The organism is Rhodococcus pseudokoreensis (assembly GCF_017068395.1).
In the GTDB taxonomy this organism is placed as follows: Bacteria; Actinomycetota; Actinomycetes; order Mycobacteriales; family Mycobacteriaceae; genus Rhodococcus_F; species Rhodococcus_F pseudokoreensis.
Window position 1 is genome coordinate 2,593,002 of record NZ_CP070619.1, and the last position, 26,121, is coordinate 2,619,122.

General features: G+C 69.6%; 25 protein-coding genes. 13 read left to right on the plus strand and 12 right to left on the minus strand.

The window, feature by feature from the left end; translation table 11 throughout:
- Window position 1: 1 nt before the first annotated feature.
- Window positions 2-568 (minus strand): TetR/AcrR family transcriptional regulator, encoded by a 567-nt coding sequence (locus tag JWS13_RS16990; protein ID WP_206006684.1) that lies wholly within the window; start codon window positions 566-568, stop codon window positions 2-4.
- Window positions 569-666: 98 nt separating this feature from the next.
- Here JWS13_RS16990 and JWS13_RS16995 point away from each other — a divergent pair, with 98 nt between their 5' ends.
- Window positions 667-1,875, plus strand: coding sequence for an MFS transporter (locus tag JWS13_RS16995; protein ID WP_206006685.1), 1,209 nt, complete (start codon window positions 667-669; stop codon window positions 1,873-1,875).
- 21 nt (window positions 1,876-1,896) lie between these two features.
- Here JWS13_RS16995 and JWS13_RS17000 read toward each other — a convergent pair whose 3' ends face one another.
- Entirely contained in the window at window positions 1,897-3,237 is a 1,341-nt protein-coding gene (locus tag JWS13_RS17000) for a cryptochrome/photolyase family protein (RefSeq protein ID WP_206006686.1), read from the minus strand.
- A gap of 29 nt (window positions 3,238-3,266) precedes the next feature.
- Window positions 3,267-4,184 carry a mechanosensitive ion channel family protein gene (locus JWS13_RS17005; RefSeq protein ID WP_206006687.1) on the minus strand — a complete coding sequence of 306 codons (918 nt, stop codon included), beginning with the start codon at window positions 4,182-4,184 and terminating at the stop codon, window positions 3,267-3,269.
- Between the two features lie 82 nt (window positions 4,185-4,266).
- On the opposite strand from JWS13_RS17005, the gene JWS13_RS17010 reads away from it, so the two are divergent.
- Together JWS13_RS17010 and JWS13_RS17015 are read left to right on the plus strand one after the other, a co-directional pair.
- Window positions 4,267-4,983, plus strand: coding sequence for a response regulator transcription factor (locus tag JWS13_RS17010; protein WP_206006688.1), 717 nt, complete (start codon window positions 4,267-4,269; stop codon window positions 4,981-4,983).
- The gene (locus tag JWS13_RS17015) at window positions 4,980-6,320 is read left to right on the plus strand and encodes a sensor histidine kinase (protein WP_206006689.1); all 1,341 of its coding nucleotides are present in this window, start codon (window positions 4,980-4,982) and stop codon (window positions 6,318-6,320) included. Before JWS13_RS17010 ends, JWS13_RS17015 begins: the two co-directional genes overlap by 4 nt.
- A 29-nt stretch (window positions 6,321-6,349) precedes the next feature.
- Here JWS13_RS17015 and JWS13_RS17020 read toward each other — a convergent pair whose 3' ends face one another.
- The 5 genes from JWS13_RS17020 to pdxH all read right to left on the minus strand — a co-directional run bounded on the left by JWS13_RS17020 (window position 6,350) and on the right by pdxH (window position 11,499).
- Window positions 6,350-6,712 (minus strand): FKBP-type peptidyl-prolyl cis-trans isomerase, encoded by a 363-nt coding sequence (locus tag JWS13_RS17020; protein ID WP_015888813.1) that lies wholly within the window; start codon window positions 6,710-6,712, stop codon window positions 6,350-6,352.
- A gap of 47 nt (window positions 6,713-6,759) precedes the next feature.
- Window positions 6,760-8,055: a citrate synthase gene (locus JWS13_RS17025; protein WP_206006690.1), complete on the minus strand. Its 1,296-nt coding sequence runs from the start codon at window positions 8,053-8,055 to the stop codon at window positions 6,760-6,762.
- Window positions 8,056-8,483: 428 nt separating this feature from the next.
- Window positions 8,484-9,446 (minus strand): aldose 1-epimerase family protein, encoded by a 963-nt coding sequence (locus JWS13_RS17030; RefSeq protein WP_206006691.1) that lies wholly within the window; start codon window positions 9,444-9,446, stop codon window positions 8,484-8,486.
- A gap of 52 nt (window positions 9,447-9,498) precedes the next feature.
- A complete protein-coding gene (locus JWS13_RS17035) occupies window positions 9,499-10,785 on the minus strand; it encodes an MFS transporter (protein WP_206006692.1) in 1,287 nt (428 codons plus the stop codon).
- Between the two features lie 42 nt (window positions 10,786-10,827).
- Window positions 10,828-11,499, minus strand: a complete 672-nt coding sequence (gene pdxH, locus JWS13_RS17040) for a pyridoxamine 5'-phosphate oxidase (protein ID WP_206011636.1) — start codon at window positions 11,497-11,499, stop codon at window positions 10,828-10,830.
- A gap of 270 nt (window positions 11,500-11,769) precedes the next feature.
- Here pdxH and JWS13_RS17045 point away from each other — a divergent pair, with 270 nt between their 5' ends.
- Window positions 11,770-12,900, plus strand: a complete 1,131-nt coding sequence (locus JWS13_RS17045; RefSeq protein ID WP_005244097.1) for a citrate synthase 2 — start codon at window positions 11,770-11,772, stop codon at window positions 12,898-12,900.
- A gap of 41 nt (window positions 12,901-12,941) precedes the next feature.
- Window positions 12,942-14,063: a phosphoserine transaminase gene (serC, locus tag JWS13_RS17050; RefSeq protein ID WP_206006693.1), complete on the plus strand. Its 1,122-nt coding sequence runs from the start codon at window positions 12,942-12,944 to the stop codon at window positions 14,061-14,063.
- Between the two features lie 64 nt (window positions 14,064-14,127).
- Here serC and JWS13_RS17055 read toward each other — a convergent pair whose 3' ends face one another.
- Window positions 14,128-14,613, minus strand: coding sequence for a nucleoside deaminase (locus JWS13_RS17055; RefSeq protein ID WP_206006694.1), 486 nt, complete (start codon window positions 14,611-14,613; stop codon window positions 14,128-14,130).
- A 303-nt stretch (window positions 14,614-14,916) separates the two neighbouring features.
- On the opposite strand from JWS13_RS17055, the gene sepH reads away from it, so the two are divergent.
- Both sepH and JWS13_RS17065 read left to right on the plus strand, forming a co-directional pair.
- Window positions 14,917-15,774 carry a septation protein SepH gene (sepH, locus tag JWS13_RS17060; RefSeq protein ID WP_087557591.1) on the plus strand — a complete coding sequence of 286 codons (858 nt, stop codon included), beginning with the start codon at window positions 14,917-14,919 and terminating at the stop codon, window positions 15,772-15,774.
- A 72-nt stretch (window positions 15,775-15,846) separates the two neighbouring features.
- Window positions 15,847-16,629 (plus strand): DUF6928 family protein, encoded by a 783-nt coding sequence (locus tag JWS13_RS17065; RefSeq protein ID WP_206006695.1) that lies wholly within the window; start codon window positions 15,847-15,849, stop codon window positions 16,627-16,629.
- Between the two features lie 12 nt (window positions 16,630-16,641).
- Here the strand turns inward: JWS13_RS17065 and JWS13_RS17070 are convergent, their stop codons facing one another.
- Together JWS13_RS17070 and JWS13_RS17075 are read right to left on the minus strand one after the other, a co-directional pair.
- The gene (locus JWS13_RS17070; RefSeq protein WP_206006696.1) at window positions 16,642-16,938 is read right to left on the minus strand and encodes a DUF2537 domain-containing protein; all 297 of its coding nucleotides are present in this window, start codon (window positions 16,936-16,938) and stop codon (window positions 16,642-16,644) included.
- A 2-nt stretch (window positions 16,939-16,940) separates the two neighbouring features.
- The gene (locus tag JWS13_RS17075; RefSeq protein WP_124392698.1) at window positions 16,941-17,747 is read right to left on the minus strand and encodes a TrmH family RNA methyltransferase; all 807 of its coding nucleotides are present in this window, start codon (window positions 17,745-17,747) and stop codon (window positions 16,941-16,943) included.
- Between the two features lie 70 nt (window positions 17,748-17,817).
- Between JWS13_RS17075 and JWS13_RS17080 the strand changes: the two genes are divergently transcribed.
- The 6 genes from JWS13_RS17080 (at window position 17,818) to JWS13_RS17105 (ending at window position 24,593) form a co-directional block, all read left to right on the plus strand.
- On the plus strand, window positions 17,818-18,657 hold the full coding sequence (locus JWS13_RS17080) for an SDR family NAD(P)-dependent oxidoreductase (RefSeq protein ID WP_206006697.1): 840 nt from the start codon (window positions 17,818-17,820) through the stop codon (window positions 18,655-18,657).
- Window positions 18,658-18,734: 77 nt separating this feature from the next.
- Window positions 18,735-19,628 carry an AAA family ATPase gene (locus tag JWS13_RS17085; RefSeq protein ID WP_206006698.1) on the plus strand — a complete coding sequence of 298 codons (894 nt, stop codon included), beginning with the start codon at window positions 18,735-18,737 and terminating at the stop codon, window positions 19,626-19,628.
- Window positions 19,625-20,749: a vWA domain-containing protein gene (locus JWS13_RS17090; protein ID WP_241032231.1), complete on the plus strand. Its 1,125-nt coding sequence runs from the start codon at window positions 19,625-19,627 to the stop codon at window positions 20,747-20,749. Before JWS13_RS17085 ends, JWS13_RS17090 begins: the two co-directional genes overlap by 4 nt.
- Window positions 20,750-20,845: 96 nt before the next feature.
- Window positions 20,846-21,370: a (2Fe-2S)-binding protein gene (locus JWS13_RS17095; RefSeq protein ID WP_206006699.1), complete on the plus strand. Its 525-nt coding sequence runs from the start codon at window positions 20,846-20,848 to the stop codon at window positions 21,368-21,370.
- The gene (locus JWS13_RS17100; RefSeq protein ID WP_206006700.1) at window positions 21,367-23,742 is read left to right on the plus strand and encodes a xanthine dehydrogenase family protein molybdopterin-binding subunit; all 2,376 of its coding nucleotides are present in this window, start codon (window positions 21,367-21,369) and stop codon (window positions 23,740-23,742) included. The genes JWS13_RS17095 and JWS13_RS17100 overlap by 4 nt, the downstream gene beginning before the upstream one ends.
- The gene (locus tag JWS13_RS17105; RefSeq protein WP_206006701.1) at window positions 23,739-24,593 is read left to right on the plus strand and encodes an FAD binding domain-containing protein; all 855 of its coding nucleotides are present in this window, start codon (window positions 23,739-23,741) and stop codon (window positions 24,591-24,593) included. Before JWS13_RS17100 ends, JWS13_RS17105 begins: the two co-directional genes overlap by 4 nt.
- Window positions 24,594-24,605: 12 nt before the next feature.
- Here JWS13_RS17105 and JWS13_RS17110 read toward each other — a convergent pair whose 3' ends face one another.
- Window positions 24,606-25,937: an MFS transporter gene (locus JWS13_RS17110; protein WP_206011638.1), complete on the minus strand. Its 1,332-nt coding sequence runs from the start codon at window positions 25,935-25,937 to the stop codon at window positions 24,606-24,608.
- Window positions 25,938-26,121: the final 184 nt, after the last annotated feature.

Genomic DNA, 26,121 nt, shown 5'->3' on the forward strand with positions numbered 1-26,121 from the left:
TTCAGACCCGGACGGCCGCGTCGAGTGCCTGATCCACCAGCACCTCGACGCGGTCCGATTCGAGTGGGTTCAGGTCGAACAGGATGCGGTAGATGATCGGCGCCACCACGTGGTCGATCAGTTGCTCGACCACGACCTGAACGCCCGAGCCGAGCGGTTCCCCGCGTCCGACGATCGTCTCGATCTGGGTGCGGCAGAACGTCGCGCACTGGAGCGGATTGGTGTCGCCGCTCATCACGACGTCGCGCAGTGCCGCCCGCCCCACCGGCGCCGACATCTCCTCGAGGTACTCCTGCGCCCAGGCGACGAGGTCGCCTCGCACACTGCCGGTTTCGCGCGGGGGTGCGTCGGGACGCAGTCGCTCGATCGCAACGTCCGCGAACACCTCGTTGATGTCGCCCCAGCGCCGGTAGATGGTCGACGGGGTGATCCCGGCGTCGGCGGCGATCATCGGGACGGTGATGTCTGCTCGGTCGCGCTCGTCGAGGAGCTTGCGGGTGGACGCGTGCACCGCCTGCTGGATGCGGGCGCTGCGCCCACCGGGGCGTGGACCTGGAGCCGGACTCATGACCCCATGCTAACGCAAAGATGTTGCATTAAGAATGGCTGCGGCGTAGCGTCCGTTAACGCAAACCTTTTGCTTTAACGTTCTCCGGGAGTACGCCCATGCCGACCCTTGCACCCGAAGCACCACCGACCTCTCGACCCGCGCTGCGTCGTGGCGCCGCCTTCACGCTCGTCGCGGTCGTGATCGCGACCCTGCTCGGCGCGTCCGCCGCCCCGACACCGCTGTACGAGCTGTACCAGTCGAACTGGGGCTTCTCCTCGCTGCAGTCGACGCTCGTCTTCGGCATCTACGCCCTGAGCCTGCTGCTGGCGCTGCTCACCGTGGGATCGCTGTCGGACTACGTCGGCCGCCGCCCCGTGCTGATCACGGCGCTCGCGTTCGAGGCGGTCTCGATGATCATGTTCGCAACCGCCGAAGGCATCGGACTCCTGCTGCTCGCCCGGGTGGTGCAGGGTTTCGCGACCGGCGCCGCGATCAGCGCCCTCGGTTCCACCCTCCTCGACCTCGAACGTGCACCAGGACGCGGCGCCACCGTCAACAGCATCGCGCCCACCGCCGGTCTCGCACTGGGCGCCATCGGATCGAGCCTGATCAGCGAACATCTTCCCCGGCCCACCAGCACCGTGTTCCTGGTGCTCCTCGCGCTGTTCGTGATCGAGATCCTCGGCATCTGGGCCGCACCCGAGACGGCGGTCCGGCAGAAGGGTGCGCTGGCGTCGATGCGGCCGGCGCTCGCGGTCCCGTCCACCGCGCGGAGAATGCTCGTCGCCACGGGACCCTGCCTGATCGCCGTGTGGGCGCTGGGCGGCTTCTACCTGTCGCTCGGACCGTCACTCGCCCGCAACGCCCTCGACGTGCACACGTCGCTGATCGGCGCAATCATGGTCGCGACGCTCACCGGGACCGGCGCACTCGCGGTGTTCCTGCTGCGCAACGTCGCGGCGCGGCGCGTCCTGGTCGTCGGAGCGTCGGCCCTCGTCGCCGGTGTCGCCGTCACCCTCGTCGGTGCCGAAACATCCTCGGCACCCTTGATTCTCGCGGGAACCGCGGTCGCGGGCATCGGATTCGGCGCCGGCTTCCAGGGCACCATCCGCACCGTCATGCCGCTCGCCGAACCGCACGAGCGGGCGGGACTGCTGTCGAGCATCTACGTGATCGCCTACCTCGCCAACAGCGTTCCCGCGCTGGTCGCCGGATACCTCGTCGGGCAGGTCGGGCTCGTCGACACCACCCGCATCTACGGCGGACTCGTCATCGTCCTCGCCGCGGCGGCCCTCGTGCGCCGTGCACCCGTGAGTACTTCTTAACCGCCCGCGGTTAACAAGTACTCACGGGGTCTTGATCTCGCCGTACCTCGCCAGGGCCTCCTGGCGTTCGTGGGCGTGGTCGACGATCGGCGGCGGATACTCTTCGGGGCGGCCGTCTTTCAGGGCGTGGACGGCCTTCCCGGAGATGCCGCGCAGTTCGGGCACCCACCGCCGCACGTATTCGCCGTCGGGGTCGAACTTCTCCCCCTGCGTCGTCGGGTTGAACACCCGGAAGTACGGCGACGCGTCCGTCCCGGATCCCGCCGTCCACTGCCAGCCGTGCTGGTTGTTCGCCAGGTCGCCGTCGACGAGTTGGTTCATGAAGTAGCGGGCGCCCCGCCACCACGGCAGGTGCAGATCCTTGACGAAGAACGACGCGACGATCATCCGCACCCGGTTGTGCATCCAGCCTTCGGCTTTCAGCTGGCGCATCCCGGCATCGACGATCGGGAATCCCGTCCGGCCCTCGCACCACGCCGTGTACGCCTCCTCGGCGTCGGGCCCGCTGTCGTAGCGGATGTGGTCGAAGCGGCGGTCGTAGTTTCCCCGTGCGCTGTCGGGGCGCTGGAAGAGGATGTCGGCGTAGAAGTCCCGCCACGCGAGCTGCCGCCGGTACTGCTCGGCGCTCTTGCTGCGGCGGCGGGCGAGATCGCGGAGCATCGTCCGCGGATGAATGTTGCCGTACTTCAGGTACACCGACATCCGGCTGGTCGCGTCGAGCCCGGGACGATCCCGCGCGTCCTCGTACCCGGCGAGGTCGTCCTCGCAGAACTCCGCCCACCGTTCCAGCGCCGCCGCCTCCCCCGCGGCGTACCCGTCGGATTCGGGTTCCGGGATCTGCACCCGCCGCGTCTTCACGTCGTCCGGGTCCATCCACTCCACCGTCGCGGGCCCGGTGTCGATCGGCGCGCGCCACCCGTGGTCGAGCCACTGCCGGAAGTACGGGGTGAACACGCGGTACGGTTCCCCGTCCGCCTTCGTCACGCGGCCGGGCGCCACGGCATACGGCGAACCGGTGGCCACCAGATCGACGTGCTCGGCGACGGCGGCATCCCGCTCGCGACCGTAGGGTCCGTAGTCGGCGCTGACGTGCACCTCTTCGGCCGCGACCTTCTTCGCCACCCGCGGAACCACCTCGACGGGATCGCCCTTCACCACCAGCAACCGGCCGCCGAGGCTGTCGTCCAGCGCCGCGAGGCTGCGGAACAGGAAGTCCCGGCGAGCACCGCCCGACGTCTTCAGCAGGCGATCGTCGAGGACGAACAGGCCGAGCGCACGCGCACCCGACTCGGCGACCGTGTGGAGCGTCGGCAGGTCGCCGAGCCGGAGGTCGCGGCGGAACCAGACGAGTGCGGTGTCCATGTCTGCCACGGTAACGAAATGCGGGCCGCTCAGTTGGTGGAGCGAGCCGAAGACAGCACCGACAGGTACGGGGCGTCGATGTCGTAGTGCGTGAACGCCGACAGCGCCGCGCGGGCGAACGTCCGCTGCACCGCCCACTGCCTGCCGGGCTTGGTCCGCGCGGTGATCCGCAGCGTGACCGATTCCGCGGTCACCGAGTTGACGCCCAGCAGTTCCGGGGGTTCGAGCACGTCCGCCGCGATCGCGTCACCCTTGGCCGCCTCGGTGACGGCCTCCAGCGCCACCTCGCACGCCCGTTGCACGTTGGCGGCGTGCGCGATCGGCAGATCGACCACCGCGACCGCGTACCCCTGGCTCATGTTGCCGACCCGCACGATCTCACCGTTGCGGCAGTACCAGAGGGTGCCGTTGACGTCGCGGATCGTGGTGACCCGCAGGCCCACCGTCTCGACCGTTCCCACGGCCTCGCCGAGGTCGACGACGTCGCCGACCCCGTACTGGTCCTCGAGCAGCATGAAGATGCCCGACAGGAAGTCCCGGACGAGATTCTGCGCACCGAAACCGAGTGCGACACCGATCACACCGGCGGACGCGATGAACGGCGCGACGTTGACGCCGAGGACGGCGAGCACCTGCAGCACCATCCAGACGAGCACCACGATCGACACCGTCGACTTGAGCACCGACCCGATCGTCCGGGCGCGTTGCGCGCGACGCTCGTTGACCATCGCCTCCTTGACGCCGCGCGGGGCGCGTTCCCGCAGGGGACGGAGCATGGCCGGTTTGTCCGAGGGCTCCCGGGGCCGCGTCATCCGGTCGATCATCCGGTGCAACGCGAAACGCAGCACGAGCGCCAGAACGATGTAGGCCGCGATCTCGGCCGGCCGGTGAATCAGCCAGTCACGGTTGGTTTCGGTCAGTTCGAAGGCCTGCAGCGAAGGAAACATCCCCAACGAGTGTACGGACGAGACACGCTCCGACAACTGCCATCCGCACGCTCCGCCGGTCGCGCCACGGCACAATGCAGGGGTGACCGTCACAGACTCAGCCAGTGTCCTCGTGGTCGACGACGACGAGGACGTGCGGACGTCCCTCGAACGCGGCCTGCGCCTGTCCGGATTCACCGTCCTCACGGCCGTCGACGGCGCCGACGCACTGCGGGTGGTCAGCGAACAACGCCCGGACGCGATGGTGCTCGACATGAACATGCCGGTCATCGACGGCACCGGTGTGGTGACCGCGTTGCGCGCCATGAGCAACGACATCCCGATCTGTGTGCTCAGCGCCCGCGACACCGTCGACGACCGCATCTCCGGCCTGGAGTCGGGCGCCGACGATTACCTGGTCAAGCCGTTCGTCCTCGCCGAACTGATCGCGCGGATCCGGGCGATGCTGCGGCGGCACGGAACGACGACCGCCGCGCCCGCCGATTCGCCCGCGACCCCGCCGATCCGGATCGGTGCGCTCGAGATCCGCGTGTCCGCACGCCGCGTCTTCATGGCGGGCGAGGAGGTGACGCTGACCAAGCGGGAATTCGAACTGCTCGAGGTCCTCGCCCGCAACGTCGGCATCGTGCTCAGCCGGGAGCGACTCCTCGAATTGGTGTGGGGATACGACTTCGTCGCCGACACCAACGTGGTCGACGTGTTCGTCGGCTACCTACGGCGCAAGTTCGAGGTCGGTGGTCAGCCGCGGATCCTGCACACGGTCCGCGGAGTGGGGTTCGTGCTGCGGGAACCGTCGTGAAACGGTCGTTCTCCCTCCGGACCCGCGTGGCCGCCGCGACGGCGCTGGGGGCGACGATCATCGTCGTCGCGCTCGGCATCCTGGTGTCGCTGGCGATCAACCGCAACAACCTGTCGCAACTCGACCGGCGGCTGGAGACGGCGTCCGACGTCCTCGTTCCCAATGCGGCCACCGCCGGGCTGTTCCTCGGCGCGCTGGGCGACAAGGGTGCGTTCGCCATCACGATCCGCTCCGCCGACGGCAACACCGTGCTCGTCAGCACCCCCACCCAGCTGCCCGAACTCGACCCCGGCAGGCAGACCGTCGAGGTGGGCGACACCTTATACCGGGCCTACACCGCGACCGTTCCTCTCCTCGGCACCCGGATCTCCCTGGCCGTGCCCTACGCCGAGGCGCAGGACGTGACGTCCGAGCAGCAACGGCAGGTGGCCCTCGTGGGGGTCCTCGCCGTCGCCGCCGCCAGCGGCCTCGGGTGGCTGTTCGGTGGTCGCGCGGTGCGGCCTCTCGTCGACCTGACCGGCCGCATCGTGCGGCGCGAACCGAAGCTGACACCCACGTCCTCGGGAGTGCGGGAGGCCGACGAACTGGCCTCCGCCGCGGAGTCGATGCTGCGCGACGTCGCCGAGGCGCAGGACGCGACGACCGCCGCCCTCGCGACCGCCCGCGACTTCGCCGCCGTGTCCGCGCACGAACTCCGCACACCGCTCACCGCGATGCGCACCGACCTCGAGGTCCTCACCACCCACGACCTGACGCAGCCGCAGCAGAACGAGATCCTGCGCGACCTCGCCCGGGCGCAGGGGCGGGTGGAGTCGACGCTGTCCGACCTCGAGCGCCTCGCCCGCGGCGAATTGTCCACCGACAAGGACTTCGTGGACTGCGACCTCGTCGACATCAGCGACCTCGCCGCGGAGGAGGCGATGCGTCACAATCCGGGCCTGCAGGTGACCGTCGACGCGGCCCCGGTGACGGTCCGCGGCATGCCCGGCGGTTTGCGCCTCACTCTGGACAACGCCATCAAGAACGCGGTCCGGCACGGCGGCGCCACCGCGGTGACGATCACACTGCGAGCGGCCGACGGCATCACCACCGTCGTCGTCGACGACAACGGTTCCGGGGTGCCCGAGGCCGAGCGGGCCGTGGTGTTCGAACGGTTCCACCGTGGTTCCAACGCGACGAAGAGCGGATCGGGCCTCGGCCTCGCGCTCGTCGCCCAGCAGGCGGCAATTCACAACGGCACCGCACGTTTCGAGGTCAGCCCACTCGGCGGCGCACGGCTCGTCGTGGAATTGCACACCGACACGACCCGGAAAGCGGAAAGCCCCGCCTCACCCTGAGGTGATGCGGGGCCTTCGGACCGTGGAGACTATTCCTTCACGTCCAGCAGGTCGATCATGAACACCAGCGTCTTGCCGGACAGCTGGTGTCCGGCGCCGGCGGGACCGTAGGCGAGCTCCGGCGGGATGGTGAGCTGACGGCGTCCGCCCACCTTCATGCCGGGGATGCCGTCCTGCCAGCCCTTGATGAGGCCGCGCAGCGGGAACTGGATGGACTCGCCGCGGCTCCAGGAGGAGTCGAACTCCTCGCCGGACTCGAACTCGACGCCGACGTAGTGCACCTCGACGGTGCCACCGGGGACGGCCTCGGCGCCGTCTCCGACCACCACGTCCTTGACGACCAGGTCGGTCGGGGCGGGTCCCTCTTGGAACTCGATCTCGGGCTTGGTCATGTGTCCTCCTCGATGAGGGCTCTATGGTTCGGCACAGGCGTTCGCGATCAGCGACCTGCGACGTCCTTGTAGTCACGCTCGGTGTAGCCGGTGTAGATCTGGCGCGGACGGCCGATCTTCGTAGCGGGATCTTCGTGCATCTCGCGCCAGTGTGCAATCCACCCGGGCAAGCGGCCCATGGCGAACAGAACGGTGAACATGCGCGTGGGGAAGCCCATCGCGCGGTAGATCAGACCCGTGTAGAAGTCGACGTTCGGGTACAGCTTGCGCTCGACGAAGTAGTCGTCGGTCAGCGCCGCCTCTTCGAGGGCCATCGCGATGTCGAGCAGTTCGTCGTCGCCGCCGAGCTTGTCGAGGATGGTGTGCGCCGTCTGCTTGACGAGCGCCGCGCGCGGGTCGTAGTTGCGGTAGACGCGGTGCCCGAAGCCCATGAGCTTCACGCCGTCTTCCTTGTTCTTGACCTTGCGGACGAAGTCGCCTGCGTTGCTGCCGCTGGCCTTGATCTCGTCGAGCATCTCGAGCACGGCCTGGTTGGCGCCGCCGTGCAGCGGGCCCCAGAGTGCGTTGATGCCACCGGAAATCGAGGTGAACAGGTTGGCGTCGGACGAGCCGACCAGGCGCACCGTCGACGTAGAGCAGTTCTGCTCGTGGTCGGCGTGCAGGATCAGCAGCATGTCGAGTGCCTTGGCGATCTCGGGATCGATCTCGTAGGGCTCCGCGGGGAAGCCGAACGTCATCCGGAGGAAGTTCTCGACGAGGTTCAGGGAGTTGTCCGGGTACAGGAACGGCTGTCCGACGGACTTCTTGTACGCGTAGGCCGCGATGGTCGGCAGCTTCGCGAGAAGACGGATGGTCGACAGTTCGACCTGTTCCGGGTCGGCCGGGTCCAGGGAGTCCTGGTAGTACGCGGACAGCGCATTGACGGCGCTGGACAGGACCGGCATCGGGTGTGCGTTCCGGGGGAACCCGTCGAAGAACCTCTTGAGGTCCTCGTGCAGCAGGGTGTGGCGCCGGATCCGGTCGGTGAACGACTCGAGCTGCGCCGTGGTCGGCAGCTCACCGTAGATCAGCAGGTAGCTGACCTCGATGAAAGTCGACTTGCCGGCCAGCTGTTCGATCGGGTATCCGCGGTAACGGAGGATCCCCTTCTCACCGTCGATGTAGGTGATCGAGGAGCTGGTGGAGGCGGTATTGACGAAACCCGGGTCCAGGGTGGTGTACCCGGTGCTGGCGAGCAGCTTGCCCAGTTCGATACCGTCATTGCCCTCGGTTGCCCTGGCAATGGACATCGTGTGCTCACCACCGGGGTAGGTAAGCGTGGGCTTTGTGTCATTGTCAGGCACGAAGCATCCCTCTCAAGCTCAAACCAATGAGTAACAACTTCATTCAGGTAGAAACTAGTCCCACTCTGGCGTGCCTGCCGAAGGCGGGTCCGCTCAGGGGCCGTGACGCGGCCTTCCCGCGGGATGTGCGGCGACCTCGCGGAAGGGTCGGCGAACGGGTTGGCCGAGTGTCCGATTTGCCCGCACGGCGCGGGAGCGGAATCCGTGAGGGCCAGTTGCCGGGGACTGGACTGGCCTCGTTACCTGCACCGATGCCGAGGGCGGCGGAGAACGCACGCCGTGTCACCCGATGCGGTGAGGGAAGTACAGAGAGTGGCACAAAGACCGTCGGCCGCGACGGAAGAATCCCCGCCGGACGTATCGACCGGACCGCGACCGGTGTTACACCGTCTCACCAAGTGGGCACTCGGCGGTCGAAATTCGAACCGCTACGACCCCAGCGCCGACATGCCCCACACACCGGTCCATTGCTGTCCCGGAGCGAGCACCAACTGATCGATGCCGGAGTTGAACGCATCCGGCGGGCACGTCATCGGTTCCAGGGCCAGCGCCCGGCCGCGGCCAGGGTACGCCTTGCCCGCGTCGGGGTCCGCGACGAACGCCTGCAGCCAGCCGAACTCCCGGGCCGCCCACAGGACCGTTCCGGTGCCGTCCGGTGCGCGTAATTCGTGCCGCGACCTGCCGTCCACGTCGACGTCCAGTGCGCTGAACGGGGTGTCGAGGGCCACACCCGCCAGCGCGCGGGGGCTGGTGAAGTCGTATTCGGTGCCCGCGACGGCCTGCGAACCCCCGCTGGGCAGCATGCGCTCGTCGAGCGGCAGCCGGGTGCCTGCGGACAGGCGCAGCGTGCACTCGTCGAGGGGGACGTCGCCGGCGCGGACGTAGGAGTGGAAACCCATCCCGAACGGCGCCGGGATGGCCCCGGTGTTGGTGGCGGTGTGCGTCACGGTGAGGCCGTCGTCGCCGAGTGCGTAGTCGACGGTGAGCCGCAGCGGGTACGGCCACCCCTTGTGGAGGCCGACGTCGATCGACAACTCGATGCGGTCGTCGGCGTGATTTACGACACGCCAGTCCCGGCGACGGACGAATCCGTGGCTCGCGTTGGCGAACCCCGGCTCCGTGATCTCGAGCTGGTGGTCGATGCCGTCGAAGACGAACCGGCCGTCGCGGATCCGGTTGGGCCACGGCGCGAGGATCAGCCCGGCCGACAGCGGTGGCCGGGTGCCGAGGGCCCACGTCTCGGTGAGCGCCACAGGCCCGTCCGGACCGTCCCGTTCGAGTAGCCGGAGTCCGGCACCGGTGGCCGCGATACCGGCCCGGTAGCCGCCGCCCCGGATCTCGAATCCAGCCGTGGCAGGCCTGTCCGTCTTCGACGACTGCGATTCACCCATGCATTTCAGTGTGCACGAGATCTGCACGAGATATGTGATGGCGCACAGGAACCTAGCGCGTGACCTTGTATCGCATCAGTGCCGGGAACGCGAGCGCGGCGATCACCACGCCGATGACGACGAGGACGCCGCCACCCGCTGCGGCGACGCTCGTTCCGACCGCCGCGGCCGCGGCGCCGTGCAGGACGTCGCCGATCCGCGGACCCCCGGCGACGACGACGATGAAGACGCCCTGGAGTCGTCCGCGCATCTCGTCCGTGGCGACCTGCTGGAGCATGGTGCTGCGGAACGCGGCGGAGACCATGTCGACGGCGCCGCCGAACGCGAGGAACGCCAGAGCGATCCACAACAGCGCGGGACTGCCGCCCGGTGAGGCGAGTCCCACGACGACGCCGAAGCCCACCATCGCCAGACCCCACAGCGCGATGCACACGATCACGGCGCGGCCCTGACGCCGGACCCTCGGCAGCCAACCGGAGAACACGCCGCCTGCCACCGCGCCGACGGACATCGCCGCGAACAGCAGGCCGAGCGCCACACCGCCGGAGGCCGGATCGCCGAACGTGTCGTGCGCGATCTGCGGGAACAACGCCCGCGGCATGCCGAACACCATCGCGATGATGTCGACGACGAACGACGCGAGCAGCACCTTCTGGGTGGCGAGGTAGGCGAACCCGTCGAACACCTCGCGCAGCCCGGCGCGCCGGGACTCCCCCGTCGGCGGGATGGCCGGCAGCCGGAGGACCGCCCACAGGGTGGCCAGGAGGGCGATCGAATCGACGAGATACAGCGTGGACAGCCCGACCACCGGGATCATGACCCCGGCGAGCAGCGGTCCGGCGATCGCGCCGAACTGCATGACCGTCATGTTGAGCGAGTTGGCCGCGGGCAGCTGTTCCGCCGGGATGAGCCGCGGGATGATCGCGCTGCGGGTCGGCTGGTTGACCGCGAAAAATGCCTGCTGCAGTCCCAGCAGCACGAGCACCAGCCACACGTTGTTCAGGCCGAGCGCCGCCTGCACCCAGAACAGGACCGCGGTGAGACCAAGGCCGACGGTGGTGATGGTGAGCAGTTTCCGCCGGTCCATGACGTCGGCGAGCGCGCCGCCCCACAGTCCGAACACGATCAGCGGTACCAGCGCGAAGACACCGGTCAGGCCCACGTACGCCGAGTTGCGGGTGATCTCGTACACCTGCTGCGGCACGGCGACGACGCTGAGCTGCCCGCCGATCACCGTCACGATCCCGGCCGCCCACAGGCGCCGGTAGTCCCGGTTCTGCAGCGGCGCCGTGTCGGCGAGCAGCCGCCGCTTCCTCTTCTCGGTGACGGTGTCGGTCATTCTTCCCTTAGCTCGTTTCCCATGCTCACTATTCCCGGGCGGTCACGGCTGCAGCCGCTCCACCGTCCACGAGCCGTCGGCCTGCGACGTCCGGATGCGGTTGTGCATCCGATTGGCGCGGCCCTGCCAGAACTCCACCACCGCGGGGCGGATCAGGATTCCGCCCCAGTCCGGCCGCACCGGGATGTCGACGTCGACGGGGAACCGCTCGCCCGCGTGCAGCAGCGCCGCGTCCAGTTCGGCCCGCGACGCGATCGGCCGCGACTGTTCGGACGCCCACGCGCCCAGCCTGGATCCGCGGGGCCTGCTGTGCCAGTACTCGTCCGTGACCTCGGCACTCACCCGCTCGACGGGGCCGCGGACGGTGATCTGCCGGGCGACGGGCACCCACGTGAACGTCACCGACGCGTAGGGCACCGCGTCGAGGTGGCGGCCCTTGTCCGATTCGTAGTTGGTGAAGAACAGCACGCCGTCGGCACTCAGCCCCTTGCACAGGACGGTGCGGGTGCACGGATGACCGTGCTCGTCGACGGTGCCGAGTGTCATCGCGTTGGGTTCGGGAACCCCGGCCTCCACGGCGTCCTCGAGCCACCGGCGCATCAGGGGAAGCCAGCCGTCGCTCAGCTGGTCGGCATCCAGATCGGCGTCGTCGTACCGTCCGTCGGCGCCCTGCTGCCCGTAGCCGACGCGCATGGCCGCGAGGTCCTTGTTCACCGGTTTCGGCTGTTCTGCATCTGGAGACACAGCCGAGAACGCTACTCCCGGGTATGCACTGATCTGCTCTCCGGTGACACCGGCTAAAGTTTTGGGGACCGAACCCGTCCCCTCGGATTGCAGCCGCGATCGTGCGATGCCCGGGGACGGCAAGTCGATTGCGCGGACGAGGGTGCCTGCCCATCCCGCATGCACGCCCAGCGCAATTGTCGAACGCCGAGACAGTGCCGCTCTGACCGGGGGCACTCGAACGAGGAGAGTCCACGAGCTATGTCAGCTAGCGCGGCAATACCGGACGATTTCGTCAGCGGACTGGAAGGCGTGGTCGCGTTCACCAGCGACATCGCCGAACCCGACAAGGACGGCGGCGCCCTGCGCTACCGCGGCGTCGACATCGAGGAACTCGTCTCCAAGCACGTCACGTTCGGCAACGTGTGGGCCCTACTCGTCGACGGCCGCTTCGGCCCCGGACTGCCCCCGGCCGAACCGTTCCCTCTCCCCGTGCACACCGGCGACGTCCGCGTCGACGTCCAGGCCGGCCTCGCCATGCTCGCCCCCATCTGGGGATACCAGCCCCTCCTCGACATCGACGACGACACCGCCCGCGAACAACTCGCCCGCGCCTCCGTCATGGCCCTGTCCTACGTCGCCCAGTCCGCCCGCGGCATCTACCAGCCCGCCGTCCCGCAGCGGCGGATCGACGAGGCCAAGACCGTCACCGAACGGTTCATGGTCCGCTGGAAGGGCGACCCCGACCCCGCCCACGTCGCCGCCATCGACGCCTACTGGGTCTCCGCCGCCGAACACGGCATGAACGCCTCCACCTTCACCGCCCGCGTCATCGCCTCCACCGGCGCCGACGTCGCCGCCTCCCTGTCCGGGGCCATCGGCGCCATGTCCGGCCCGCTGCACGGCGGCGCCCCCGCCCGCGTCCTGCCGATGATCGAGGACACCGAGAAGTCCGGCGACGCCCGCGCCCTGGTCAAGGGCATCCTCGACCGCAAGGAAAAGCTGATGGGCTTCGGGCACCGCGTCTACCGCGCCGAAGACCCCCGCGCCCGGGTGCTGCGCGCCACCGCCAAACGCCTGAACGCACCCCGCTACGAGGCGGCCGCCGCCCTCGAGCAGGCCGCCCTCGCGGAACTGCGCGAACGCCGCCCCGACCGGGCCATCGAGACGAACGTCGAATTCTGGGCCGCGGTCATCCTCGACTTCGCCGAGGTCCCGGCGCACATGATGCCGGCGATGTTCACCTGTGGCCGCACCGCCGGCTGGTGCGCCCACATCCTCGAGCAGAAGCGCCTCGGCAAACTCGTCCGCCCGGCCGCCATCTACACCGGGCCCGCACCCCGCACCCCCGAGTCCGTCGAGGGCTGGGACCAGATCGCCCACACCAGCTGACCGTCTCCCCCGCCTGAATCAGTAAGGAACAGAAAGTAGCGATGACCTCCACACCGATCATCCCCGCAGACCTCCTGCCCGCCGACGGACGGTTCGGCTGCGGACCCTCCAAGGTTCGCCCCGAACAGTTGCAGTCGCTGGTCGAGGTGGGCGCCTCGGTGTTCGGCACCAGCCACCGCCAGAAGCCCGTCAAGGACGTCGTCGCCAGCGTGCGGTCCGGCCTCGCCGATCTGTTCTCCCTGCCCGAGGGTTACGAGGTGGTGCTCGGCAACGGTGGCACCACCGCGTTCTGGGACGCGGCCGCGTTCGGCCTGATCCGGGAGAAGTCGCTGCACCTCACGAACGGCGAGTTCAGCTCCAAGTTCGCGTCGGTCGCGAAGAACAACCCGTTCATCGGTGACCCGATCGTCGTCTCCGCCGACCCGGGCAGCGCACCCGAGCCGGTCTCCGATCCGTCCGTCGACCTCATCGGCTGGGCGCACAACGAGACGTCCACCGGTGTCGCGATCCCCGTCTCGCGTCCCGCGGGCTCGGAGAACGCACTCATCGCCATCGACGCCACGTCCGGCGCCGGCGGCCTGCCGGTGAACGTCGCCGACGCCGACGTGTACTACTTCGCGCCGCAGAAGTGCTTCGCCGCGGACGGTGGACTGTGGATCGCGCTGATGAGCCCGAAGGCGCTCGAGCGGGTCGCGGAGATCAAGGATTCGGGTCGCTGGACCCCCGACTTCCTGTCGCTGCCCATCGCCGTGGACAACAGCTCCAAGGACCAGACGTACAACACGCCTGCGGTCGCGACGCTGCTGCTGCTCGCCAACCAGATCGAGTGGCTGAACGGCAACGGCGGCCTCGACTGGGCCACGTCGCGTACCGCCGATTCGTCCTCGCGCCTGTACCAGTGGGCCGAGGCCAGCGATTACGCCACGCCGTTCGTCACCGATCCCGGCCACCGCTCGCAGGTCGTCGGCACCATCGACTTCGACGACAAGGTCGACGCCGCCCAGGTGGCGAAGATCCTGCGGGCCAACGGCGTCGTCGACACGGAGCCGTACCGCAAGCTGGGCCGCAACCAGCTGCGCGTCGGCATGTTCCCGGCGATCGACCCCGAGGACGTCTCGCAGCTCACGAAGAGCATCGACTGGGTCGTCGCGCAGCTCGGCTGAGTCCCGGCACCTACGACCGTCAGCCCCCGGCACCGAAGCGCCGGGGGCTGACGGCGTCTCCGGGTCAGTCCGTGTCGAGGAAGCGGTGGAACGGCGCGAGCGCCTCGTCGCCGAGATGCGGCCCGCTCACCTGGATCTCGACGCTCGCCGCATCGAGCACGTCGGCGCAGCCCAGCGTGAACCGCGGCCCGTCCGGGAGGATCCGGGAGAAGTCCGCGGACGAGGCCGCGTAGACCACCCGCGCGATCCCGGCCCACACCATCGCCGCACTGCACATCGGGCACGGCTCCCCGCTCGCGTACATGGTGGCTCCGACGAGGTCGCCCGTCCGGCCCTCACCGCAGGCGGTGGTGATCGCGTCGAGTTCCGCGTGCTCGGTGACGTCGGCGGACGTCGCCACGGAGTTGGCGCCCTCACTGATCACGTGACCGTCTGCGCCGACCGCGACCGCACCGAACGGCCTGTTGCCCGCGTCCCCCGTCTCGTCGGCGAGTTCGATGGCCCGCCGCAGGTGGGCAAGGTCCACGTCGTCGATATCGCTCTGGCTCATCGACTCAGATCCACTTCTGTTCCGACGCCCCGTTGCCGGGCTGTGTCGATCAGTATGCGCGCCGCGGCGCGGTCCTGGAGGCCGATCCCGACGGAGTTGTACCGCGCGATCGACCCCGTCCAGGTCACCCGCACGAGGCAGCGCACACCCCGCAGGAAGGAACGATCGGGAAACGAGGAAGCGTAGCGCGCAGCCGAATCCGGGACGGGATTTACCCGCGCGTGTCCTGCCGCGCGGGCTGTCACGAATGAATTACAGTTGCCGGGGTGCAGAGTCGCGAGCCGGCGCGATAAGGAGGTCAACGTGCGAGAGCTTCGAGTGATCGGTCTCGAGCCCGATGGATCGCACGTCGTGTGCGCAGATGCCAGTACCGGCGAAAAATTCCGGCTTCCCGCCGATGACAAACTCCGCGCCGCATCCCGCGGGGACATCGCTCGACTCGGCCAGATTGAGATCGAAATGGACAGTCAGCTCAGGCCCCGAGAGATCCAGGCCCGCATCCGTGCCGGCGCCTCCGTCGAACAGGTTGCCGACGAGGCCGGTATCCCCCTGGCGAAGGTGGAGCGTTTCGCGTATCCGGTTCTGCTCGAACGTTCCCGTGCGGCCGAGATGGCGCAGGGCGGACACCCGGTGCGCGACAACGGCCCCGCCGTTCCCACTCTCGCCGAGATCGTCACGCAGGCGTTCCGCGCGCGGGGACACAACATCGACGACGCCACCTGGGACGCGTGGCGCGACGAGGACAATCACTGGGTCGCCCAGCTGCAGTGGCAGGCCGGTCGGACCACCAACGCGGCGCACTGGCGGTACCAGCCGGACGCGCACGGTGGCACCATCGTCGCGCTCGACGACACCGCGTTCGACCTGATCGACCCCGACTTCGGCCGTCCGCTGCGCGGATTGGCGCCGGTGGCGTCGGACGAACCGGAGCAGCTCGAGCTCGCCGAGTTCCCCACCGAGGTGGAGGTGCCGACGATCGAGCCCGAGGAGATCATCGAGGCCGACGTCACCGAGGAGCCCGAGGACGAGCCCGCGTCGCCCGAGGAGCCGGCCGCACCCAAGATCGCCCCGCACCAGACGAACAACAAGGACAAGCGCGGCAAACCCGCCCTCCCCTCGTGGGATGACGTCCTGCTCGGTGTCCGCAGCAGCGGACGCTGACCGTCGGCGCGGTAAGCAGGCCGGGAACACGGTCGGGGTCGTACTCTTTCAGGAAGACACCGGAAGAGGGGGATGACCGTGGGGGCCAAGGTATCAACGATCTGGTACGTCGACGTCCCCGACCCTGCGGCTGTTCTGCGCGCTCACCCCGAGCCTGACCTCGCTGCGGCGCGGCGACTCGCCGCCCGCCTCCATCCCGATCTGGCGGCCACCCCCACGGGCCCGGTTCCGCTGGCCGAGGCCGCGCGACTCGATGCCGCCGGGACCGTGCACATCGGTACCTACGCCGGCGTCACCGTCGTGTGCGGGCCCGACCTTGCCGTTCCCCGGCCGTCGACCCTGCCCGGAACCCGCATCCGGCCCACCGAATCCGCGAAGACGTACTACGTCGCATCCAAGCCCGACATCGCGTGGGGCTCGTTCGCGATGTGGGAGGACGGGCACCTGATCCGCGCGTTCAGCGCGACGCCGGTGCACATCCACGAAGACCTCGGCATCCCCCTGGTATGGGAGCGACCGTTCTGGGCGGGCGACTTCCCGCTCGAACACCCGCCGGGCGTGCTGCCCGACCCACAATCGCTGCCGTTCCACCCGCAGCAGTTCGCCGAGGGCGCCAACCGGGAATGGCTGAACTTCCGGTACACGGGCGCCCCGGAGGGCACCGAGATCGACCCGAAGAAGATCACCGTGCTCGGGTTCGCCGTCCACCTGCCCGGCGAGGGTCCGGTCGAATCTCCCGCCGAGGTAGAACAACCTGCTGAGGTCGAACAACGCGCCCCCGAGCCGGTTCCCACGCCCGCTCCACCGCCGCCCGCTCGCAAGGGCGGACTGCTCCGCCGCTACTTCGGCTTCTGACGCCAGCCGGAGTCAGGCGGCCCCGACGAGCAGCGCCGACCAGCCGGCGAGAACTCCGGCCGCGGCGCCGTACACCAGCCACCGCCACACCGGTGTCCGGCGCAGTCGCCACACCGACGGCGCGACCCCGGCCACCACGACGAGTTCGAGGACCACCGCCAGTGCCGGGTTGATCCGGGCGAGCTGCGAGCCGAACGCCATGATCGCGACGGCCACCACCGCCGCGGCGAACGCTGCCACGAGAAGTCCGGTGAACCACGGTGTTTCCGCCGGCGGCGGCGGCGGATACGCGGAATGAGGGGGCAGCATCCTCACCGGCCCGTGCGGACGCGCTCGTAGAACGCCATCGCCGCCGCCGTCGCGACGTTGAGCGAATCCGTTCCGGGCGCCATCGGGATGCGGGCACGAATGTCGGTGGCGCGCATGGCGTGTTCGGTGAGTCCGGGCCCTTCTGCGCCCAGCAGCAGCGCCACCTTCTCCCCCGTCATCGCCTCGGCCAGCGTCACCGCCTCGGGGTTCGGGGTCAGCGAGATCAGCTGGAACCCCCGCTCCCGCAACGCGTCCAGATCGTGCGGCCACTTCGTCACGTGCGCGAACGGAACCCGGAGGACGTGCCCCATCGACACCCGGACCGCCCGGCGGTACAGCGGGTCGGCGCACCCCTTGCCGAACACCACGGCGTCGACGCCGAGCCCCGCGGCGTTGCGGAACATCGAGCCCAGGTTCTCGTGATCGTTGACGCCCTCGAGCACCGCGACCGTCCGGGAGTGCTCGAGCACATCCGACAGTTCGAGGGGTGCGGGGCGACGCGCCGCCGCGAGCACACCCCGGTTGAGGTGGAACCCGACGACCTCGGCCATGACGTCCGCCGTCGTCCGGTAGAACGGCACGTCCACGCCGTCGAGATCGTCGGCCAGTTCCTCCAGCCGCCGATCGACGCCGAGCAGACCGATCGGGTCGAACCGGGACGCCAGCAGTCGCTGCGCCACCAGCACACCCTCCGCGATCACCAGACCCTTGCCCTCGGGGAGGTCGGGACGCCGGTCCGAGGAGTTGAGATCGCGGAAGTCGTCCAGCCTGGTGTCGGCCGGATCTGTTATGTCGATGACGTGAACCACCGGTCCATATTGCCGTATGCGGGGCGTCACAGCGTTGACTCCCCTCCGCCGGGCGCGAAAGCTCGAAGGAATGAAGCACCTGCACGGACGCACGGCTCTGGTGACCGGCGCCTCCGGCGGTCTCGGCCGCGTCGTCGCCCGGGCCCTGGCCCGCGAGGGTGTCGCCGTCGCCGTGTCCGGCCGGCGTGAGGACCGACTCGCGGAACTCGTGGCGGAACTGCGTGCGCTCGGTGCGCGCGCCGAGGCCGTGCCTGGGGACCTGAACCGACTGGACCTGCTCGATGCGCTGATCGAACGCACCGAGGCAGCTGTCGGCCCCCTCGACGTCCTGGTGAACAACGCGGGTGTGGAGAACGTCTCGGCCTACACCCGGCTGGATCCCGCCGAGCTCACCGCCATGGTCGACGTAAATCTCACCGCACCACTGCTTCTCACTCGCCGGGTGCTGCCCGGGATGCTCGACCGCGGCCTCGGTCACGTGGTGTTCGTGTCGTCGCTGGCAGCGAAGATCGGTCCGGCGTACTGCGCGCCGTACGCCGCGACGAAGGCCGGCCTGATCGGTCTCACCCAGTCGCTGCGCGCGGAGTACGCGGGCGCTCCGGTCGGCTTCTCCGTCGTGTGTCCCGGGTTCATCGCGGGCGACGGCATGTACCAGCGGATGACGGAACGCGGAATCAGGGCCGGCCGGATGGCGGGCGAGACCAGCACCGACAAGGTCGCCGCCGCCGTGATCCGGGCGATTCGGCGGGACCTGCCGGAGGTCGTCGAGAGCGGAGCACCGATCCGCCCCCTGCTCGCCCTGGCCCAGATCGCGCCGGGACTCGCCGAGCGGGTGGCCGCGCGGTTCGGCGCCACCGAGATGTTCCGGCGGTTGAGCGAGGACCGCGGCCGGGTGGACCCGGATGGTTGACGGCATGCTCGGTTGACGGCGTGCACCGTGGCCCGAGTCGGGTACCGGGGCGTGGGCACTGATCTAGGCTCGCGGACGTGAGTGATTCCACGCCGACGGTCGGTTCGCCCGCGGAACTGGCGCGGGCGCTGGGCGCCACCGGTTACCTCGCCGACGACGGCGTCGCGATGGCCGCGTTCCTCGCCATACGTATGGGACGGCCCCTGTTCTGCGAGGGCGAACCCGGCACCGGCAAGACGTCGCTCGCGGCCGCGTTGTCGGAGGCGTTCGGCCTGCCGCTGATCCGGTTGCAGTGCCACGAGGGCATCGACGCCGCGCAGGCGCTCTACGACTGGGACTTCCCGCGGCAACTGCTGCATCTGCGGACGCTGGAGGCGGCGAGCGACGGATCGCTCGAGGCCGACTCCGTCGAACGCTCCCTGTACACCGAGCGGTTCCTGCTGGCGCGGCCCCTGCTGCGGGCCCTCACCGAGGCGCCGTGCGTGCTGCTCGTCGACGAGATCGACCGCGCCGACGACGAGTTCGAGGCGTTCCTGCTGCAGGTCCTCGACGAGAACGCCGTCACCATCCCCGAACTCGGCGAGGTGCGGGCGGCGACACCGCCGCTGGTGGTGCTCACGTCCAACCGCACCCGCGAGGTGCACGACGCCCTCAAGCGCCGCTGCCTGTACCACTGGCTCGAACACCCGGATCTGGCGCGGGAGGTCGCGATCCTGCGCCGCCGCATCCCCGGCATCGGGGCCGAACTCGCCGGCCAGGTCGCCCACGCCGTCCGCTCCCTGCGCGAGATGGAACTGCTCAAGCCGCCGGGGGTGGCCGAGTCGCTGGACTGGGCGCGTGCACTGCAGGAACTCGATCGGGACGTGCTGGACGCGGAGACCGCGGCCGCGACGCTCGGCGCCGTCCTCAAGTACCGCGAGGACCTCGAACGCGTGGCCCGGGCGGGACTGGACCGGCTCCTGGCGGGGTGAGCACCGTGCCCGCGAACCCGGACGCCGGCGACCCGCTGGTGGGATTCGCCGGGTTCGCGCACGCCCTCGCGGCGGCGGGACTGCCGGTCGCGTCGGATGCCGTCGCCGCATTCACGCGGGCGCTGTGCCAGGTGGATGTGGGCGATCCGGGCCAGGTGTACTGGGCGGGTCGCGCGACCCTGTGCCGCGGTCCCGACGACATCCCCCGGTACGACGCGGCGTTCGAGGGCTGGTTCGGCGGTACCGTCCCGTTGCACACGCCGCGGTCCGGGGAGCAGCCCCGACGGGCCAGAACCGCCGCTCTGACCTCGACGGACGGCGGCGACACCGGTGGGGACGCACCGCGGCTGAGGGTCGCGGCCGACGACGCCGAGGTGTTGCGCCACCGGGACATCGCCGACCTCACCGCGGCCGAGCGCGCGCACCTCGCCGAGCTGATCGCCACCCTGCGCCCGCGGCCCCCGACCCGCCCGGCCGTCCGGATGCGCCCCGCCCGCCGGGGCGCCGTCGATCCGCGGCGCACGGTGCGGGACATGCTCGCGGCGGGCGGCGAAGCGGTGCGGCCGAGCCACCACCGCAAGGCCACCCGGCCGCGCCGGATGGTGCTGCTGATCGACGTGTCCGGATCGATGAGCCCGTACGCCGACGCGCTCCTGCGATTCGGTCACGTCGTCGCGCGGAGCAACCCGGCGGGCACCGAGGTGTTCTCGCTGGGCACCCGGATGACCCGGCTGTCCCGGGCGCTGCGGGTCCGCGACCCGGAAATGGCACTGGCCGCCGCGAGCCGGGCAGTGCCCGACTGGGCGGGCGGCACCCGCCTCGGCGAGACGCTTCGCGCCTTCCTGGACCGCTGGGGCCGGCGCGGGGTGGCCCGCGGCGCCGTCGTGGTGATCTTCTCCGACGGCTGGGAGCGCGGCGACCCAACCCTGCTCGCGGAGCAGATGGCTCAGCTGCGCCGGCTCGCCCACGCCGTGCTGTGGGTGAATCCGCACGCCGGCGCGGACGGGTACGAACCGGTGCAGTCCGGGATCGTCGCCGCGCTGCCGTATGTCGACCGGCTCCTCGCAGGCCACAGTCTCGCGACGCTGCAGGAATTGCTCGAGGTGGCGCGCCGGACGTGACCGATCCGGAAACGGTTCCCCGATTCGGGGTGTTGTTCGGGCCCGGTCGGCGCAGAGTAGGACGTATCACCTGAGGCTCTCGGCTTTGGAGGCGCGATGCGCATCACCGTCACCGTCGACGGAACGGCATACACGGACGACGTCGAACCACGACTGCTCCTCGTCCATTATCTTCGGGATCGGCTCGGCAAGGTCGGCACCGTCATCGGCTGCGACACCGGGAACTGCGGGGCGTGCACCGTTCATCTGAACGGTCACAGCGTCAAGTCCTGCTCGGTGCTCGCCGTGCAGGCCGACGGCGGTGACGTCCTCACCATCGAGGGCCTGTCCCGCAACGGGAAATTGCACCCCGTGCAGCAGGCGTTCCGCGACAACCACGCCCTGCAATGCGGCTACTGCACACCCGGCATGATCATGCAGACTCTCGACCTGCTTGCCGAGGAACCCGACCCGGACGAGCGGACGGTGCGGCTGGGGTTGGAAGGCAACCTGTGCCGCTGTACCGGGTACCAGAACATCGTCAGCGCGGTGCAGGACGCGGCGCAGCGGTTGCGCGGCGGCAGCACCGCCGAAACACCGAAGGACGCGAAGACCAACACCGCGCCGGGAGGTGTGCGATGACCGCCACCACCGAACCGGAAATCGGCAAGGCCCGCAGACGCAAGGAAGACGAACACCTGATCACGGGCCGCACCCGCTGGACCGACAACCTCGTCCTGCCCGGCATGCAGCACCTGGCGATCCTGCGCAGCCCGTTCGCGCACGCCCGCATCACCGGAATCGACACCTCCGCCGCCCGCGACCTGCCCGGGGTCGTCGCCGTCCTCACCGGCGCCGACCTCGCCGACGAACAGGGCAGCCTGCCGTGCGCCTGGCCGATCACCCCGGACATGAAGTCGCCGCCCGCCCCGTCCCTCGCGGTCGACCGGGTGAACTTCGCAGGCGAGGCCGTCGCGGTCGTGGTGGCGCGCAGCGCCTACGAGGCGCACGACGCTCTCGAGGCGATCGACGTCGAATACGACGACCTGCCGGTCGTGCTGGACCTCGCGTCCGCGGCCGCCGACGGCTCCGAACTCGTGCACCCCGATCTCGGGACGAACGTCAGTGCCACCTGGACCTTCGATTCCGCGGAGGCCGGTACCGGCGGCGACGTGGAGGACGCCATCCGCGACGCCGAGGTACTCGTCGAACGCACGTTCCGGCAGCAGCGGCTCATCCCGGCGTTCATGGAACCCCGCTCGGTGGTGGTCGACCCGACCGGCGCCCAGATCACGATGTGGTCGGCCACGCAGATCCCCCACATCCTGCGGCTCATGCTCGCGATGACGCTCGACATCCCGGAGCACAAACTGCGCGTCGTCGCCCCGGACGTCGGCGGCGGTTTCGGCGGCAAGCTGCAGGTGACGCCCGAGGAGGTCATCGCGCTGCTCGTCGCGCGGCGACTGGGCAAACCGGTCAAGTACACCGAGTCCCGCAGCGAATCGATGGTCGCGGCCCATCACGGTCGCGACCAGATCCAGAAGCTGACGCTGGCCGCCCGCCGCGACGGCACCGTCACCGGGATGAAGGTGGAACTGCTCGCCGACATGGGCGCGTACCTGCGGCTGGTCACCTCGGGGGTGCCGATCCTGGGCGCGTTCATGTTCAACGGCATCTACAAGTTCCCTGCGTATCACTTCACGTGCACCAATGTGTTCACGAACAAGGTGCCCACCGACGCGTACCGCGGGGCGGGGCGCCCGGAGGCGACGTTCGCGATCGAGCGGATGATGGACGAACTCGCGACCGAGTTGTCGCTCGACCCACTGGAGTTGCGGGCGAAGAACTGGATCACCCACGAGGAGTTCCCGTTCGACACCGTCGCGGGCCTGACATACGACTCCGGCAATTACGAGGCCGCCACCGCGCACGCGCGAGAGTTGTTCCACTACGACGGTCTGCGCCGCGAGCAGGCGGAGCGCCGCGAGCGGAAGGACCCGGTGCAACTGGGCATCGGGGTGTCCACGTTCACCGAGATGTGCGGGCTGGCGCCGTCGCGCACCCTCGGCGCGCTGGCCTACGGGGCCGGCGGGTGGGAGCACGCGGCGATCCGGATGCTGCCCACCGGCAAGGTCGAGGTGGTCACCGGTTCCTCCGCGCACGGCCAGGGCCACGAGACCGCGTGGAGCCAGGTGGTCGCGGATCAGCTCGGGGTTCCGTTCGAGGACGTCGAGGTGCTGCACGGCGACACCCAGACCTCGCCGCGCGGGATGGACACGTACGGTTCCCGGTCGCTGGCGGTCGGTGCGATCGCGGTGGTGAAGGCCGCCGAGAAGGTGATCGCGAAGGCCAGACCCATCGCGGCGCACCTGATGGAGTGCGCCGAGGACGATCTCGAGTTCACCGACGGCCGGTTCCGGGTGAAAGGCACCGAGAAGGCGGTCGGCATCGCCGACGTCGCGCTCGCCGTGTTCGCCGCGCACGATCTGCCCGACGGTGTGGAGCCGAACCTGGACTCGGAGGCGGCGTACGACCCGGAGAACTTCTCGTTCCCGCACGGCACGCACCTGTGCGCGGTGGAGGTCGACACCGAGACCGGGAAGGTCCGCATCCGCTCCTACGTGTGCGTCGACGACATCGGGCACGTGGTCAACCCGCTGATCGTGGAGGGGCAGGTGCACGGCGGACTCGCGCAGGGCATCGCGCAGGCCCTGTACGAGGAGGCGGTGTACGACGAGTCCGGCACCCTGCTGTCGGGTTCGTTCGCCGAGTACTCGGTTCCGTCGGCGGCGGATCTGCCGTCGTTCACCACGGGCCGCACCGAGACCCCCGCGACCGGTAACCCGCTGGGCGTCAAGGGGGTCGGCGAGGCGGGGACGATCGCGTCCACCCCGGCCGTCGTCAACGCCGCCCTCGACGCGGTCCGGCAGTTCGGGGTGCGTGACATCGAGATGCCGTTGACGCCGATGCGGGTCTGGCGTGCCGTCCACACCGCTCAGGAAGGTGCCCGATGATTCCGTCGAGCTTCGATTACGTCGCCCCGACCTCCGTCGACCAGGCGGTGGCCGCGCTCGCCGAGGCCGGCGAGGACGCCAAGATCCTCGCGGGCGGGCAGAGCCTGCTGCCGGTCCTGCGGCTGCGGCTGTCCTCGCCGAGCGCCCTCGTCGACCTGGGCCGGATCGGTGAGTTGCGCGGCGTGCGCGAAGACGGGGACAGCATCGTGATCGGCGCGATGACCACGTACTACGACGTGATCCGCAACCCGCTCGTGCACGAGCACGCACTGCTGCTCGTCGAGGCGGGCCGCACCGTCGCCGATCCGCAGATCCGGCACCGCGGCACGCTGGGCGGTGCTCTCGCGCATGCCGATCCGGCGGGTGACCTGTGCGCACCCGCGCTGGCCCTGGACGCCACCCTGACCGTGGCGGGTACCGCGGGTAGACGGACCATTGCGGTCGCCGACTTCTTCGAGGGTTACTACACCACCACGATGCGACCGGACGAGATCCTCGTGGACGTCCGGATCCCGAAACACACCGGTTGGGAGGCGCGGTACGAGAAGTTCAACACGGTCGCGGAGGCCTGGTCGATCGTGGGGGTGGCCGCGACGATCCAGGTGGACGGCGGCACGATCCGGCAGGCGCGGGTGGCGCTGACCAACATGGGGTCGGTGCCGGTGCGTGCTCGCGGCGTCGAGGACGCGCTCGTCGGAAAGGCCGCGGACCCGGAGTCGATCCGGGCGGCGGCCGAGCACGCCGCCGAGGGCACCGACCCCGTCACCGACGGCAACGCCGACGCCGAGTACCGCACCCACCTCGCGAGAGTGCTGACCCGGCGGGCCGTGGCGACGGCGGTCGGCGTCTGAACGGCCCGGCCGTCAGGACCGCGGGTCGCGGCTGGCCTCCACCGCCTGTTCGGTGGCGTCGCAGACCACGACGGGGCGCGGTTCGGGCACGTTGCGCAATTCGATCACCGGGAGGTGGCGCCCGGCGTCCGGTCTGCGCACCTTGATCCACACCCGCTGGTGCCGCATCAGGTACAGGGCCGCGCCGATGCCGCTGACCAGGGAGATCGCGCCGCCGATCACGAGCGGGGCGCGGGGGTCGAGGACGTCGGCCAACCAGCCCAGAACGGGACTGCCCAGCGGGGTGCCGCCGAGGAAACAGAGCATGTAGATGCCCATCACCCGGCCGCGCATCTCGGACGGCACGGACATCTGCAGAATGTTCATCGCCGCCGTCGTGAACGTCAGGGTGAGCGCACCGGTCGGGACGAGCATGATCGCGACCAGCGCATACGTGGGCATCACTCCGACCAGGATCTCGAACGCCCCGAACGCGGCCGCGGCCCCGAGGAACGTGCGCAGCCGCGGCGGGGTCCTGCGTTTCGCGGCGATCGTGGCACCGGCGAGCGTGCCCACGGCGAGAGTGGTCGACAGCAGTCCGTAGGCGTCCGCACCGCGCTCGAACGTGTTGCGGGCGAGAACGGCGAGACTGATCGGGAAATTCAGCCCGAACGTGGACACCATGAAGATCGCCACCATCAGCACCCGCAGGTCGGCGCGACTCCATACGTAGCGGAAACCCTCCCGGACCTGCCCTTTCCCGCGTTCCGCCTGGGGCGCCGTGAACAGGTCGCGGGCGTTCATCATCAGCAGGGCGATGAGCACACCGGTGAACGTGCCGACGTTGAGCAGGAACACCCAGCCCGTGCCGATGAGGGTGATCAGCACACCGGAGATCGCCGGGCCGATGATCCGGGCCGTGTTGAACGTCATGGAGTTCAGGGCGATGGCGTTGGGCAGCGAGTCCTTGCCGACCATCTCGATGGTGAACGACTGCCGCGCCGGCGCGTCGATCGCGGACGCGCAGCCCATCAGGAACGCGATGAGGTAGACGTGCCACAGGGCGACCAGTCCGCCGACGTCGAGCAGGCCGAGCACCAGCGCGCACAACGCCATCGACACCTGTGTCGCGATGAGGATGCGCCGCTTGTCGTACCGGTCGGCGAGGACGCCGCCCCACACGGACAGAAACAGGGTCGGGCCGAACTGCAGTGCCATCACGATCCCGACCGCGAGAGCGTTGCCGTTCGACAACGTCAGGACGAGCCAGTCCTGCGCCACCCGCTGCATCCACGTGCCGACGAGGGAGACGATCTGCCCCGACGCCCACAACCGGTAGTTCCGGGTGCGGAGAGCGACGAACATGCCGGTCTTCGGCTGGTCTGGGGCGGTGGTCTCGGGTTCGGGCGGCACCCTTCCATCTTGCTCCCGTCACCGGAATGCCTTCGACCTGCCCCTGTGCGCGCCTCGGTGGCAGGGCGACTGGAGGTGCCGATTGCGTTCTCCGGCAGATGATTTGCTCCGCGACTTCGCGGAAACGGAAACCTGG